17 protein-coding genes are annotated in these 14065 nt (G+C 40.4%); 3 read left to right on the top strand and 14 right to left on the bottom strand.

Going from position 1 to position 14065, the window contains the following annotated elements; genetic code table 11:
* Positions 1 to 236: 236 nt before the first annotated feature.
* On the bottom strand, positions 237 to 473 hold the full coding sequence (locus ACFVSH_RS16990; protein ID WP_260288211.1) for a hypothetical protein: 237 nt from the start codon (positions 471 to 473) through the stop codon (positions 237 to 239).
* Positions 474 to 605: 132 nt separating this feature from the next.
* Between ACFVSH_RS16990 and pdaB the strand changes: the two genes are divergently transcribed.
* Positions 606 to 1358, top strand: coding sequence for a polysaccharide deacetylase family sporulation protein PdaB (gene pdaB / locus ACFVSH_RS16985; protein WP_387707012.1), 753 nt, complete (start codon positions 606 to 608; stop codon positions 1356 to 1358).
* Between the two features lie 92 nt (positions 1359 to 1450).
* Here pdaB and ACFVSH_RS16980 read toward each other — a convergent pair whose 3' ends face one another.
* A complete protein-coding gene (locus ACFVSH_RS16980; protein WP_387604853.1) occupies positions 1451 to 2137 on the bottom strand; it encodes a KinB-signaling pathway activation protein in 687 nt (228 codons plus the stop codon).
* A gap of 137 nt (positions 2138 to 2274) precedes the next feature.
* On the opposite strand from ACFVSH_RS16980, the gene gerD reads away from it, so the two are divergent.
* The gene (gene gerD / locus ACFVSH_RS16975) at positions 2275 to 2835 is read left to right on the top strand and encodes a spore germination lipoprotein GerD (protein ID WP_387604855.1); all 561 of its coding nucleotides are present in this window, start codon (positions 2275 to 2277) and stop codon (positions 2833 to 2835) included.
* Positions 2836 to 2870: 35 nt separating this feature from the next.
* Here gerD and ACFVSH_RS16970 read toward each other — a convergent pair whose 3' ends face one another.
* The 5 genes from ACFVSH_RS16970 to ACFVSH_RS16950 form a co-directional block, all read right to left on the bottom strand.
* A complete protein-coding gene (locus tag ACFVSH_RS16970; RefSeq protein ID WP_141994048.1) occupies positions 2871 to 3929 on the bottom strand; it encodes an Mrp/NBP35 family ATP-binding protein in 1059 nt (352 codons plus the stop codon).
* Positions 3930 to 4048: 119 nt separating this feature from the next.
* Positions 4049 to 4765 (bottom strand): N-acetylmuramoyl-L-alanine amidase CwlD, encoded by a 717-nt coding sequence (gene cwlD / locus ACFVSH_RS16965; RefSeq protein ID WP_387707010.1) that lies wholly within the window; start codon positions 4763 to 4765, stop codon positions 4049 to 4051.
* Positions 4766 to 4848: 83 nt separating this feature from the next.
* On the bottom strand, positions 4849 to 5274 hold the full coding sequence (locus ACFVSH_RS16960) for a DUF2521 family protein (protein ID WP_192207453.1): 426 nt from the start codon (positions 5272 to 5274) through the stop codon (positions 4849 to 4851).
* A 496-nt stretch (positions 5275 to 5770) separates the two neighbouring features.
* Positions 5771 to 6301: an ECF transporter S component gene (locus tag ACFVSH_RS16955; RefSeq protein WP_260288204.1), complete on the bottom strand. Its 531-nt coding sequence runs from the start codon at positions 6299 to 6301 to the stop codon at positions 5771 to 5773.
* A gap of 230 nt (positions 6302 to 6531) precedes the next feature.
* On the bottom strand, positions 6532 to 7071 hold the full coding sequence (locus ACFVSH_RS16950) for a TetR/AcrR family transcriptional regulator (RefSeq protein WP_387604861.1): 540 nt from the start codon (positions 7069 to 7071) through the stop codon (positions 6532 to 6534).
* A gap of 170 nt (positions 7072 to 7241) precedes the next feature.
* On the opposite strand from ACFVSH_RS16950, the gene ACFVSH_RS16945 reads away from it, so the two are divergent.
* Positions 7242 to 8687 (top strand): DHA2 family efflux MFS transporter permease subunit, encoded by a 1446-nt coding sequence (locus tag ACFVSH_RS16945; RefSeq protein WP_387604863.1) that lies wholly within the window; start codon positions 7242 to 7244, stop codon positions 8685 to 8687.
* 166 nt (positions 8688 to 8853) lie between these two features.
* Here ACFVSH_RS16945 and rpsI read toward each other — a convergent pair whose 3' ends face one another.
* From rpsI to rplQ, 7 genes are all read right to left on the bottom strand, one after another.
* A complete protein-coding gene (rpsI, locus tag ACFVSH_RS16940; RefSeq protein WP_034304957.1) occupies positions 8854 to 9246 on the bottom strand; it encodes a 30S ribosomal protein S9 in 393 nt (130 codons plus the stop codon).
* A gap of 20 nt (positions 9247 to 9266) precedes the next feature.
* On the bottom strand, positions 9267 to 9704 hold the full coding sequence (rplM, locus tag ACFVSH_RS16935; protein WP_034304960.1) for a 50S ribosomal protein L13: 438 nt from the start codon (positions 9702 to 9704) through the stop codon (positions 9267 to 9269).
* A 264-nt stretch (positions 9705 to 9968) separates the two neighbouring features.
* Complete coding sequence (gene truA / locus ACFVSH_RS16930; protein WP_387707008.1) at positions 9969 to 10709, bottom strand: tRNA pseudouridine(38-40) synthase TruA; 741 nt, start codon at positions 10707 to 10709, stop codon at positions 9969 to 9971.
* 14 nt (positions 10710 to 10723) lie between these two features.
* Entirely contained in the window at positions 10724 to 11521 is a 798-nt protein-coding gene (locus tag ACFVSH_RS16925) for an energy-coupling factor transporter transmembrane component T family protein (protein WP_192207449.1), read from the bottom strand.
* A complete protein-coding gene (locus ACFVSH_RS16920) occupies positions 11521 to 12387 on the bottom strand; it encodes an energy-coupling factor ABC transporter ATP-binding protein (RefSeq protein ID WP_251436446.1) in 867 nt (288 codons plus the stop codon). The genes ACFVSH_RS16925 and ACFVSH_RS16920 overlap by 1 nt, the downstream gene beginning before the upstream one ends.
* Positions 12363 to 13202 carry an energy-coupling factor ABC transporter ATP-binding protein gene (locus ACFVSH_RS16915; protein ID WP_192208116.1) on the bottom strand — a complete coding sequence of 280 codons (840 nt, stop codon included), beginning with the start codon at positions 13200 to 13202 and terminating at the stop codon, positions 12363 to 12365. The genes ACFVSH_RS16920 and ACFVSH_RS16915 overlap by 25 nt, the downstream gene beginning before the upstream one ends.
* Before the next feature lie 361 nt (positions 13203 to 13563).
* Positions 13564 to 13926 carry a 50S ribosomal protein L17 gene (rplQ, locus tag ACFVSH_RS16910; RefSeq protein ID WP_034304973.1) on the bottom strand — a complete coding sequence of 121 codons (363 nt, stop codon included), beginning with the start codon at positions 13924 to 13926 and terminating at the stop codon, positions 13564 to 13566.
* Positions 13927 to 14065 lie beyond the last annotated feature (139 nt).

Genomic DNA, 14065 nt, shown 5'->3' with positions numbered 1-14065 from the left:
TCACTTAAAATTTAACGTTGGCGCTTTGTTTTGTTCAGTTTTCAAAGAGCAATTTGTTTGTCGTATCTCTTAGCGACTTTAATATCTTAACACCTTATCATCACTTCGTCAATAACTTTTTTAAAAAACTTTTTTTCATTCTTTTTCAAAAGCTATTACGTAGCAGCAACTTTTATAATATACCAGCGTACAAACCAATAGTCAATAGATTTTTTGAATATAATTCGATTTAAATATCATGACTGGTTCCGCTTGGATAAATTCGTTTTTCCCCTCATATACATCAGGCATTCTTCCTCGGTGCTCACCCTTTTAAACAGCCTGAAAAGGATATTATATTTCTCGTTTATTGCCCTTTTGACTAAGTGATCGATTCTGTCATCTTGCAAATCGAATAGTATTTCATCCATCTCTCTTTTTAAAAGGTACTCCAATTCCATCTTTTCTTTGTCATTAATCAATAAACCGAGCATGGTTCACACCTCCATCAGACAGCTTTCCCCATTCCCATGAATTTTATGAATTTTCAACGGATTTTTTTGCATAACAATAATCCTCGCGCATAAATTTGAAGACAAGAGTACTTTGGACAAGGGGATGGATTAATGAAATTTTTCATGGTGCTTCAGGCCAAGAACATTAAATATTATTCGTTAATTTTGCTTACGGCACTTTTTACCGCTTGGTTTCTTTTTGTACAAAACATTCTTCATGCCCCCGTTTTTTCTACAGAAGATGGGCCGAAAGCAGTTTATAAAGGGGAAAAGAATGTTGCGATCACGTTCAATATTGGCTGGGGTGATGAGAAAGCCGCCCCAATAATAGAGACATTAAAAAGAGAAAAAATTAAATCCGCCACATTCTTCCTCGCGGGATCTTGGGCTGAACGTCATCCGGACATTGTAGCTGAAATTGTGAAAGAAGGATATGAAATCGGCATGCTTGGTTACGATTATAAAGATTATTCCGAAATGGAAGATCAAGAAATCATCCGGGATATTTCTAAAGCCCAGGAGGCATTTAAAAAACTTAATGTAAAGAACATAGAACTTTTACGTGCTCCCACCGGCCACTTTGATAAACGCCTCTTAAAGATCAGCGAGAATTTCGGATATACCGTTGTCCACTGGAGCATCGATTCAAAGGATTGGACCAATCCAGGTGTGGATCGGATCGTTCAGAACATCACCAAGGCCCAAAAGGGTGATATCATCTTATTACATGCTTCAGACTCCGCAAAACAAACGAATAAGGCTTTACCGGAGTTACTAAGTGAACTTCGATCAAAAAATTTATACTTCGTTAACGTTTCAGAGATGATTTCCAATTCATCGGCAAGCAGTGAGGAAATCCGCTGACTGAAAAAACTGCGTACTAATGGTCTCCAAAACCTTTAGTACGCAGTTTTTATGTTTTGATTTCCTTATGTATGGACCCACTTACAAATAGGTTAGCTGCCTTTCCCTAGTTCACCGGCTTTCATCTTTCCCTTTGCCGGAGTTTGCTTACTCCCTCTCTTACTGGCCAATTCCCTTTGTGAACGTTGAATCAATTTGCTAAGAACCAATAATTGATAAGCATTGCAGGCTAACAACGGAAACAGCATGAAGTAAAGCCAGCTTTCATCATTGGCACTGGCACTTAGGACAGGTATCCACTCCAAAACCGTGACCACGACCATGAAAAATAAGGCGGGTATGAACGACTGTTTATTCGTTTGTTTCATTTTGAAATATGCTGTAATAAGCCCTGCGGCCAATACAACCAATGCTAACGCGATGTAGGAGCTGATCCCCTCGCCTGAACCAAAGCTGAGATATCGCAGGTAAACAAGATCGAATACAACAAAAAGAATGAGTACAAGTTGAACGGCATTCCATAAGGAAGCGCTTTTAAATATCCCCAGACCAAAACGATGTATCGTTAAATAGGCAAAAAAGCCGGCTTGGCTTATGACACTGAAAATTAATCCAACACCGAATAACCAAATAAAAGTTGATAGGATGGCACTTACTTCAAAAGAAGAAAAATAAGGCCTAAACTCACTCCACCGAGCCAAGAACCCTACAACTCCGCCCGTTACACCACCGATAAGCAATGTTGTTAAAAACAATTTAACTAAGTTACGGCTGTTCATTGTTTTCCTCCATACATTTCTATTTCATTTCCTTAATTGTACCAACCAAATTTGGAAAAATCCACTTATTCCACCAAGGAATAATATCACCGATTGGAACCATATTAACAGTAAGAAGGATGAAAGGGGCCCTGCGTATGAGAGTGGGAGTTGCTTTGCTTTTCACGTCATTCTTGCTCGTTTGTTCCGGTTGTGCGCAAAATGGAGCAGGCGCAGAAAAAATGGATTATGAAGAGACAAAGAAAATGATCGTTGATATCTTGAAGACAGATGATGGAAAAAAAGCCATCCAGGATATCATTACTGATGATAAAACGAAAGCTGAACTTATTATGGATTCGGAAGACATTAAGAAATCCATTGAAGATATGGTCACTTCAGATAAAGGGAAGGAATTTTGGAAAAAAACATTTAATGACCCGGAATTTGCTTCCGCTTATGCTAAAGCATTGGAGGGCGAACATAAAAAGGTATTGAAGGACTTAACTGCTGATCCTCAGTATCGTGGAATGCTCATGGAAATAATGAAAGAACCGGATATGGAAAAAGAAATGAATAAGTTATTAAAAACCAAGGAGATGCGGTCGATCTATAAAGAGCTGATCATCGAAACTATGGAGAGTCCCCTCCTTCAAGCGAAAATGCAAGAGAAATTGGATAAAGCTGCCACTAAAGCAGTAGAGAAGGAGAAAAAGTAAAAAGAGGCTGATTCCAATCGGAATCAGCCTTCTTTTCATTGTAGTTTTTCAATAACCTTTTTGGCAATATCTTCATAAATCCTACCGAGTCTATGGTCCGCTGCGTAAATGGATGGAGCAAAGTCCTCTTCGTTCCAATCTGGCTGCTGCAGGGGAAGTTGGCCTAAAACTTCCGTACGAAGCTCTTCTGCAAGCTTCTTGCCGCCGCCTTTTCCGAATACGTACTCTTTTTCACCGGTCGTTTTACTTTCGAAGAATGACATATTCTCTATGACACCGATGACTTCGTGTTCTGTCTTGATGGCCATGGCACCAGCTCTTGCCGCAACGAAGGCTGCAGTCGGATGCGGTGTCGTAACGATGATTTCCTTACATGAAGGGAGCATCGTATGAACGTCCAAAGCAACATCTCCTGTGCCCGGCGGTAAGTCAAGGACCAGATAGTCCAAATCTCCCCATTCCACTTCATTAAAGAAACTGTTAAGCATTTTACCGAGCATCGGTCCTCTCCAGATGATCGGAGCGTTATCCTCTACAAAAAAGCCCATTGAGATAACTTGAACGCCAAACCGTTCTACAGGAATGATTTTTTCCCCGCGCACAACCGGTCTTTTTGTTATCCCCATCATATCAGGTACACTGAATCCATAAATATCGGCATCAACCAGTCCGACCTTTTTACCCAAACGAGCAAGTGAAGTAGCGAAATTCACTGAAATCGTGGATTTTCCCACTCCGCCTTTACCACTGGCGATCGCGATGAATTGTGTTTTGCTGTTAGGTCCAAGCAAACCTTGGTCCGCTTCATCCTGAGGAATACTCTCACGATGCTTGGCTAACTCCTCTTCTGAAAGCTCCGTGAAACGGATACCTACCGATTCCGCTCCGTTCGTTTTCAGCAAGTCCACAACTTCCGATTGCATTTGCATTTGTTCGGCAGTCCCTGTTTTTGCAATCGCAAGTTTAACGCTTACATGATTCTTTTCAGGTTTTATTTTGATTTCTATAATTCCATTTGTCTCTTCAAGGTTTTTATGTAGAAAAGGGTCTTTAAGATCCTTTAATAAATTCAGTACTTTCTCTTCTGTTAACAAGTCGAGCACCCCTTTGAATTTTATTTTCCCATTTTTCAGTATAACATATTACTGTAAGAAAGCTCATTATCTGCCCCCGCCCATAGTAAAAAGGCCTTGTACCTTACAAGACCCAGACATCACTCTTCATCCGATATTTTTTCCTCTGTAAAGTACCGTAAAATACCCATATAAATCGAACCGGCAACCTTTTCTTGATACTTATCACTGATAAGGCGTTCCCTTTCTTCGGAATTGGAAAGAAATCCAATTTCCACAAGCGCCCCCGGTTTCTTGGCATAATTCAGCAAATACACATGGTTAATCGTTTTTGCATCACGCTTTGTATTTTCCAGGTTTCTTATGATTTCAGTCTGAATGAATTTTGCCACCTGTTCATTTTCCTCAAACCTGTTTGTATAAAAAGTCTGGGCACCTTTCGATGACGCTGATGGAAAAGAGTTCAAATGAATGCTTAAGAATAAGTCCGCTTCCGAATCATTGATCATTTCAACCCGATTCCGTAAGTCCTCCTGTTTTCGCTGGCGGACCCCCTTTGTATTTCCCTGTGCCAAATCCTCGTCCTTCTCACGTGTCATGATGACAAGGGCACCCTGTTCCTGTAAATAGTCCCTGACCTTTAGTGAAACGGAAAGGGCAATTTCCTTTTCCATAACCTCTTGTACATTTGCCCCGCCGTCCATCCCACCGTGACCTGCATCCAGAATGATGACCTTCCCTGCCAACGGAAGGTTCCAGGAGTCCCAAGAATCATCTTCAACAAATTTAAAAGTCACAATTAAAAAAAGGACAAATAATCCCATAGCTATCCCTGTATATTTCAGCTTTCTGCGCATGACCGTTCCCCCTCCATGATCTCTCTACTAAAAAGTATGGGACAAACCATGAAATTAGAACAAGGAATGGGGTTTTGGCCTTTCTAATGCAGTTTCATTTTATATCGTTTTTCTCCAGTCTTAAAGCCGTCCAGCCACCAATCCCCAACAAACCCTTCACAACAATAAAACAAACCTTCATCGAAAGCTTTATTCGCTGTAACTTCCCGCCAATACAAAATAAAGTTAAAAAGAGTATCGACCAAAAACTTCTCTTCCTTCCAGCACCTGGACCTTACATCTTCTTCCGACTCACCATAATAGCCAAACTTACTATAGTTTGCTCCTAATAAATACGCCTCGATGGCAACATCAAAATAGCCTTCCTCCAAAACATCCATCAAATCCTGGCCGAAGTAACGCTGAATCCTTCCCTTCATGTCCTCGATGGAAAGTTCCCTGAGCAGCCTACGTTCGAACTTCAATTGCCTTTCCCTTTGCATCTCCTGTAAACCTAATATTACAGCCATAATTCACCTCCGGGGCAATTCCCCATTTACCAAAATTATTTCCCAAGACATAATTTAGTTTTAGCGTTCTATTTTGAACCATTCAATTATTCCATTGGCAAAAAATGATGAGGATAGGTTCGGCGGGTACTTGAAAAAGTTTATCGATATGCAAAATATAAGAAGCCTGTTAAAGTGCAGACTGCACAAGATACTTAATGTTAGAAAACTTCGGGTTTTCTCCACTAACACGCCACTCAGGCAGCTGCCCGAGGCTGACCTTGCCGACTTGGGTCGCTCCCTGCGCATGTCTATTTGTCTGTTAAGATAAAAAGGACATCCATGGTTAACGGATGTCCTTTTCCTAAATGATATAACATTTTATAATAGCGAATTCTTTTAATACCCGTTCACTTAGTATGATGTCTTTTTTAACTTCCTGAGGATCAGAGCGCAGTACAACATCCAAAGGTGGTGCAACTCAAAGTTAGAAATGGCTTCCTATTTTTGTTCCACTTTATATCAGTCCAGCTCTTTTCTTTAATCGACCAGCAAGCGGCACTACAATTATTCCAGCTATTACGACCTGCATCAAGTTTCCGGGGATGGAGCCAAATGGCTGTATCCAGTTACCATAAAGGATAACTTCGACAAAATAGTAGCCGACGATTTTAATAATCAATGCAACGGCAACGGCCATGGTGTATACCCATTCTCTTTTGCCCGGTACCTTTTCGGATATAAGGCCGGCTAGAAAGCCCATTGCACCTACAATGACGAATGTAAACGGTGCCCATGCTGCCCAACCAGAGAAAAGATCGAAGAAGGCCATACCGAAGGCGCCTGCTATCGCTCCTGTTTTTTTGCCATAAACGAAAGCAGCTATAAAAAGGGGAACGTTACCTAGATGGACCAGGCCGCCGTTACCCATTATTGGGAGCTTGATGTTAATGAACATTGTCGCTACAAGAGTTAATGCAATGAATAGCGCATTGATGACCAAGGTTTTTGTTTTAGTTGTTTCAATCGGTGAGTATGTTGAATTCATATGAAGTCCTCTTCTTTTTTTAACTATTATCATACTCCTAAACAGGAACTTAATAAATATGGATTTTACAAAAAATTCTGTATTACATAATTAAACTCACATGTAAATAAACGGAGAATGGCTATCACCAACATCTGAAGCCCCCTCACCGCGGCGTTTCATTTACATGGAGTCTAGAAGACTGGATGCATGGCATGATATACCAGGAACATTCAAACGTTTTGGGATCATTACACTCTGTACATTGAATAAATTTGCTTGGCCATATAATCCGAACTAAAATGAAGCCCCTTTCTTAACCACCATATTATGATGCCTACCAATGAGGCCGTTTTAATATCAATGTCAACATAATCAGCAGGCAAATCCTTTTTGGTGTTCTTCCTTCTTATTTCTACTAATTGCTTCAATAATGAAAACAATTGTTCCTCAAATTGATTCGTCTTAAATAAAATAAGTAAATAATTTCGATGGATATATAAATAATCAAGTAATTGAGTAAGCTGTTGTTTTTCTGATAAATCTTTCGCATGTATTAAAGCAAAAATTTTATCAGAAAGCTCCTTTAAAATCTCATCGGTGATTTGCGTTAGTAAATCTTGAATATCCTGATAATGTAGGTAAAATGTTGTTCGGTTTAATCCTGCTTTGGCTGCAATTTTCTGAACCGTTAAATTTGAAATGGCAGGGTCCTCGGATAAGAGACCAATGACAGCGTTCTTAAACATTTCTCTTGACCGAATTGTACGAGGATCTTTTTTAATAGACATTTTTAACTCCTTTATAGATTTTCTTTGACTTTCTCAACAGCATATATTCCTATGTCGATTAGTGAACATTTTCAAGAAAACTGTTCATGGTAAGCAACATATATTTTTGTTACCATCGATTTTATCGACACAATGTTGAGAATGCAAGTCAAAAATAAAGGAGTTTACGAATGAAAAATGATATTTCAAAAAGAAATAAAAAAATTTTATTAATTGTACTGATTGCCGGCTGTTTCTTATCGACATTAAATCAGACTTTATTAAATGTTGCATTGAGTGGTTTAATGGACGTATTTCATGTTACAGCTGCGACTGTACAATGGTTATCGACTGGATTTATGCTGGTGAACGGTGTTTTAGTACCGATTACGGCTTTTTTAATGAAACGCTTTACAACAAGGCAGCTATTTATTAGCTCGATGTTCTTTTTGTTAATCGGATCTGCACTTTCTGCATGTGCGGAGAATTTTGGCATGCTGTTAACGGGAAGAATGATTCAAGCAATTGGTGCCGGGATTATAATGCCTCTAATGATGACAGTCATTTTATATTTATATCCTAGTGAAAAGCGTGGAAGCATTATGGGGACAATCGGATTTGCGATAATATTTGCTCCAGCCATAGCTCCTACATTATCTGGTTTTATCATTGAATATGTTTCATGGAGATGGTTATTTATTGGGTTAACCCCATTTATAATAATCGTCATTGTTCTAGCGTTCAAATATTTAATGAATGTTGCAGAGACAACAAAAGCAAAATTAGATATCACTAGCGTCATTTTATCAACGATTGGTTTTGGCAGCATATTATTTGGATTTAGCAGCGCAGGAAGCAAGGGATGGGATAATCCCGTTATCATCACTGCAATAATCGCCGGAATAATCGTGACGGCTCTATTCTGTTTACGTCAAATGAAATCCAGCGATCCATTATTGAATTTATCTGTATTTAAGTACAAGGTTTTCACGCTCACTTCTTTCATCAATGTACTAATTACGATGATTATGTATGCGGATTTAATTCTTTTACCAATTTACTTGCAAAATGGCCGAGGTTTTACAGCATTTGAAGCAGGTTTACTGTTATTGCCTGGAGCTGTGATTAATGCCTTCTTGTCCCCTGTCACTGGTAAAATGTATGATAAACACGGTGCTAAACCACTCTTTATTTCAGGTTTAATATTAATCATTGTTTCGATGTGGGGAGTCATAGATATAAACGAATCCACAACCTATATCTATATAATGGTCCGTACCATTATATTACGAATTGGATTAAGCTTCATTACCATGCCTTTAAATACAGCAGGGCTGAATGCTTTACCAAGAGAATTGGGTTCACATGGTTCAGCTGTTAATAATACCATTCGCCAATTGTCAGGTGCTATTGGAACAGCAGTTGTCATCACAGTGTATACAATGCAAGCAGCTTCACATGCCTCTGAGCTATCCATGCAAAATGAAAACATTACAGCAATACAACTAGAGGCATTAGCTTCTATCTTCGGCTCAAGTGATGCCTATGTTTTTATGTTAATCCTATCTTTTGTGGCGTTAATTTTTGCATGCTTTATGCCGAAAAAAGCCGCAATTAAAAAAAGTGAAAGTGAATAATCTAACTATAATCGATAACAATAGGATCAGTTTAATAAAGCATATCCGGGATATCCCGGGTATGCTTTATTATTTTTAAAATATAAATCCATGGAGCGTGTAATCATAATCGGACAAAAAAGACTCCCAACCGAAATGGTTGAGAGTCTTTGAAACGGTAATAGAATTAACGTTTTGAGAACTGAGGTGCACGACGTGCGCCTTTAAGACCGTATTTTTTACGTTCTTTCATACGTGGGTCACGAGTTAGTAAACCAGCAGTTTTAAGAGATGGACGGTATTCTGGATCAACTTGTAGCAATGCACGAGCGATACCGTGACGGATTGCTCCAGCTTGACCAGTGTATCCACCACCGCTAACGTTTACTAAAACGTCGTAATTTCCAGTAGTTTCTGTTGCAACTAGTGGTTGGTTAACAACTTCACGTAATGCTGCGAAAGGAATATATTCATTGATGTCACGACCGTTAATAACGATGCGACCTTCGCCTGGTACTAAACGTACACGAGCTACTGAGCTCTTACGGCGACCAGTACCATAATATTGAACTTGTGCCAAGATAGTAACCTCCTTAGTAATTATCCGCGTAATTCGTATACTTCTGGTTGTTGAGCAGCGTGTGGGTGCTCAGCTCCAGCGTATACGTGTAATTTTTTGTAGATTTGACGACCAAGAGAATTCTTTGGAAGCATACCTTTGATAGCAAGTTCAAGCATTCTCTCAGGGTAGTTTGTACGCATTTCAAGAGCAGTTCTAGTTTTAAGACCGCCTGGATGCATAGTGTGACGGTAATAAATTTTGTCTGTCAATTTTTTACCAGTCAAGTGGATTTTTTCAACATTGATAAGAATTACATGATCACCAGTGTCAATGTTCGGTGTAAAAGTTGGTTTATGTTTACCACGTAAGATGGATGCTACTTCAGTAGAAAGGCGACCTAAAGTTTTGCCTTCAGCGTCAATCACATACCATTTACGTTCTACTTCATTAGCTTTCGCCATAAATGTCGTACGCATGGTTAACCTCCTAAAAAACTTTTTAATTTTTTATATTTATTTTCAATCACAATAAACTTCCGGGGCTTATCGTGGGATTAAAATACATACCATATTATATTAACTTCTCCCAGTTTCATTGTCAAGGGAATGTTACACTAGGATAAGTTGTCTATAAAACACTCTCTGCAACTCCATGAAAAGATCAGTATAGCGCCAAACCGCTCCATTACTGATTTCATTCCGTTCCCGGTTGTAAAAAAACTGGTATCACTTCAAAAAAAATTATTTGTAAAATACTTTCCATAAATATAATCCTTGGGCAGGCGCAGTTTTCCCTGCAAAACTGCGGTCCTTTTTGTCCAAAATTCCACTCATGTCACGGGGTGACATTTTGCCGCTGCCGACATCCAGGAGCGTCCCAACCAAGATACGGACCATATTATACAAAAATCCTTCGCCAACGAAGCGGAAAACCATGAATCCATCGCTCTCTTCAAAATCCATTTCTTTTATGGTTCGAACTTTATCGACCACTTCCGTTTTTGCCGAACAAAAACTTGTAAAGTCATGTGTCCCTATCAAATAGGAGATTGCTTCCCTCATCGCCTCCCCATCTAATGGGTAGGGATAATGATAGGCGTAATTTCTTTGGAACGGGTCCCGTAGTTTCGAACGGGCGATGATATAACGGTACTCTTTCCCCGTCGTATGGAACCTCGCATGAAAATCGTCAGGCACGATAGCGACTTCCAGAACGATGATATCGGTCGGAAGAAGGGCACTGAAGGCCTTTACCCAATTTTCAGTAGGGAATGTAAGCGGCGATTCAAAGTGAAGTACTTGCCCCTTTGCATGGACCCCAGAGTCTGTCCTGCCTGAAGCAGTCACTTTTATAATTGTGCCTTTATGCATTTGGGCCAATACTGCCTCGAATTCACTTTGTATGGTGCGTTTCTCTGGCTGCACCTGATAACCAGCAAAATCCGTGCCGTCATAAGCGATCACACATTTATATTTTGGCATAGTTCTCTTCCTTATTATGAACGTAATAAAAATAACATGACCGTTAGAACGCCTATTGAGACCATCAAAAGACTATCACTCGTCTTCCAGTCCAATTGGCGATATTTCGTGCGGCCTTCCCCGCCACGGTATCCTCTTGACTCCATGGCAGTTGCCAATTCCTCCGCCCGTTTGAATGAACTTACAAATAGAGGAACAAGCAGCGGTACAATCGATTTAACCCTGTCCTTTATCGGGCCAGATGAAAAATCAACTCCCCTTGCAGTTTGGGCCTTCATGATTTTTTCCGTTTCCTCCATTAGCGTTGGAATGAATCGAAGGGCAATGGACATCATCAATGCCAGTTCATGTACAGGCATCTTCCACTTTTTCAAGGGTCCCAACAGCTCTTCCATTCCATCTGTAATGGATATCGGCGATGTCGTCAAAGTTAAAAGTGACGTAACAAGGATTAGTAAAGTAAATCTAACGGATATGAAAAAACCTTGAATCAGACCGCCTTCATAGATTTCAAACCAACCGTATTCAAAAAGCAATTCCCCTTCTTTCGTAAAAAATATATGGAGAAGGAATGTGAATACGATCAAGAAAAAGATTGGTTTTAACCCATTATAAAGATAACGAAGCGGTATTTTGGAAAGACTGATCAAAAGGATGGTGAATACAGCAAGCAACCCGTAAGAAACGACATTATTCGCCAAAAAGACGACACAAACAAACAGGAACACGAGGAGCAATTTAGCCCTTGGGTCCATCTTGTGCATCAGTGAATTTGCAGGGACATAACGCCCGATAATCATTTTATCCAGCATCAGCGGTTCCCCCGTTTCATGGCTTTATCTATTTCTATCGCTAAATCACCGATATTAAGACACGGATGATCAAATCGGACACCAAGTTCCTTCTGGAGCTTCAGCTGAAAACGGACCGTATCAGGAACATCCAGGCCAAGCTCCATTAATTGTTCCGGTTCCGAAAAAATTTCCTGGGGGGTTCCTTTTTTGAACACCGTACCCTTGTGCATGATAATGATGTCATCCGCGTACTTGGCTGCATCCTCCATGCTATGTGTTACAAGAATCGTTGAAATTCCCCTTGCTTTATGCAAATCATAAAACATATCCATGATCTCTTTGCGTCCTCGCGGATCCAGTCCAGCTGTGGGCTCATCAAGCACCAATACTTCGGGCTCCATGGCAAGTACCCCAGCAATGGCCACCCGTCGCATTTGTCCGCCGGATAAATCGAATGGAGATTTTTCAAGAATTTCCTCATTCAAGCCGACTTGCGCGATGGCCTTCCTGGCCAGTTTCTTAGCATCGATTTCTGAAACGCCAAAATTCATTGGTCCGAAACATATATCCTTTTCAACCGTTTCATCAAATAACTGATGTTCCGGAAACTGAAAAACTATTCCGACCTTTTGTCTTATTGGCCGCAAAGCCTTTTCTTTTCTTCCGGCTTCAATCGTCCGATCTCCAATGAAAACACGACCCTTCGTCGGTTTTAAAAGAGCATTCAAATGCTGCAGTAGCGTGGACTTCCCGGACCCTGTATGCCCGATGATTGCGGTATAGGTTCCCGGCTCCATTGAAATATTGACATCATGAAGGGCTAGATGTTCAAAAGGAGTATTCACCTGATAGCGGTATTCTACATCATCGAGTGTAATTCGCATAAATCCTTCACCAACTCTTCCTCTGTCAAATGCCCATCAACTACACGAACACCATTTTTTTGTAACTCCTTGGTTAGTTTCACTGAAAAGGGAATATCCAGACCAAGGGCAATCAATTCTTCCTCTAACTCAAAAATGTCCTGAGGCGGTCCTTCACGATATAACCGACCTTGGTTCATGACTATCATTCGATCAGCTTTGGCAGCTTCCTCAAGGTCATGGGTGATTGATATGACAGTGATCTCGTTTTCCTGTTTCAATTCCCTAACTGTTTCAAGCACTTCTTCACGGCCTCTTGGGTCAAGCATGGAGGTTGCTTCATCTAAGATGATTATGTCTGGCTGCAGGGCTATTACACCTGCTATGGCCACTCTTTGCTTTTGACCGCCGGATAGATGGTGCGGCTCTTGATTAAGAAAGGCATTCATTTTAACCTTATTTAACGCACCATGAACACGCTCCACCATAACCTGCTGAGAAACACCGGCGTTTTCTAAACCAAAAGCCACATCATCCTGAACTGTAGTGCCTACAAATTGATTATCTGGGTTTTGAAAGACCATGCCAATTTTCTGGCGAACATCCCAAACGGATTCTTCTGTCAAAAGTTGATCATTAATCGTAATGGTACCTGAGTTAGCGAACTGAAGACCATTCAGTAACTTTGCTAATGTCGACTTGCCAGAGCCATTATGTCCGACAATCGCAAGCCACTCCCCCTGATGAATATCAAAAGAAACATCATCCAAGGCGTTTCGAGACTGACCCTCATATTTAAAAACAATATTATTTAAAGAAACCAGCTTCTTCATTATGTGGCCCTCCTCATCCTCGACTGCACTCGTCTAAACTAAACTCTGCTCAATCAATATACAGTAGTTTTCTTTCTGAAAATATAAAAAAACGCTGCACCCCTTCCACCGAAAGAATTTTCGGTAAATTAAGAGCAGCTAACAGCGGGCCTGTTACGAAAAACAGGTTATCTTATAATCGCTTATCAAAAGCGGGAAGGGATGCTTGAGCTAGACGTGAAGGCTCCCTGCATAATACAGGTTCCGCCAGCCATCGTAACACTCAATGCGAATTTCTAGATGACAGAATTTCTATTTAAAAAAAGAAAAAGGGCATAGAACAAGTGAGTATATTCATTTGTCCCGCCCTTTTTCATCGTTGTTATTAAACTAATTCAATAACCACGACTGGTGCACCGTCACCGCGGCGTGGACCAACTTTCATGATACGAGTGTATCCACCTTGACGTTCTTCATAACGTGGAGCCACGTCACTGAATAGTTTTTGAAGGGCATCTGTGCCATTCTCAGCGTCAGCGATTTCGTTACGGATGAAAGATGCAGCTTGACGGCGTGCATGCAAGTCACCACGTTTACCAAGAGTGATCATTTTATCTACTACAGAACGTAATTCTTTTGCACGTGCTTCAGTAGTTTCAATGCGCTCATGGATAATAAGATCCGTAGCTAAATCACGAAGTAATGCTTTACGTTGTGCGCTAGTGCGTCCTAACTTTCTGTAACCCATTAGAGATTCCCTCCTTTGTTGAAGTTCTATATTGTGTGTCTATAACAAGGCTCACAACATAATGGATTGATCCGCCATGTTATCAGTCGTCTTTACGAAGACCTAAGCCTAATTCTTCTAGTTTCGCTTTCACTTCTTC

The organism is Peribacillus sp. NPDC058002 (genome assembly GCF_042886655.1).
GTDB classification, from domain to species: Bacteria; Bacillota; Bacilli; order Bacillales; family DSM-1321; genus Peribacillus; species Peribacillus aracenensis.
This window is presented reverse-complemented; position numbering and strand designations above follow the sequence as displayed.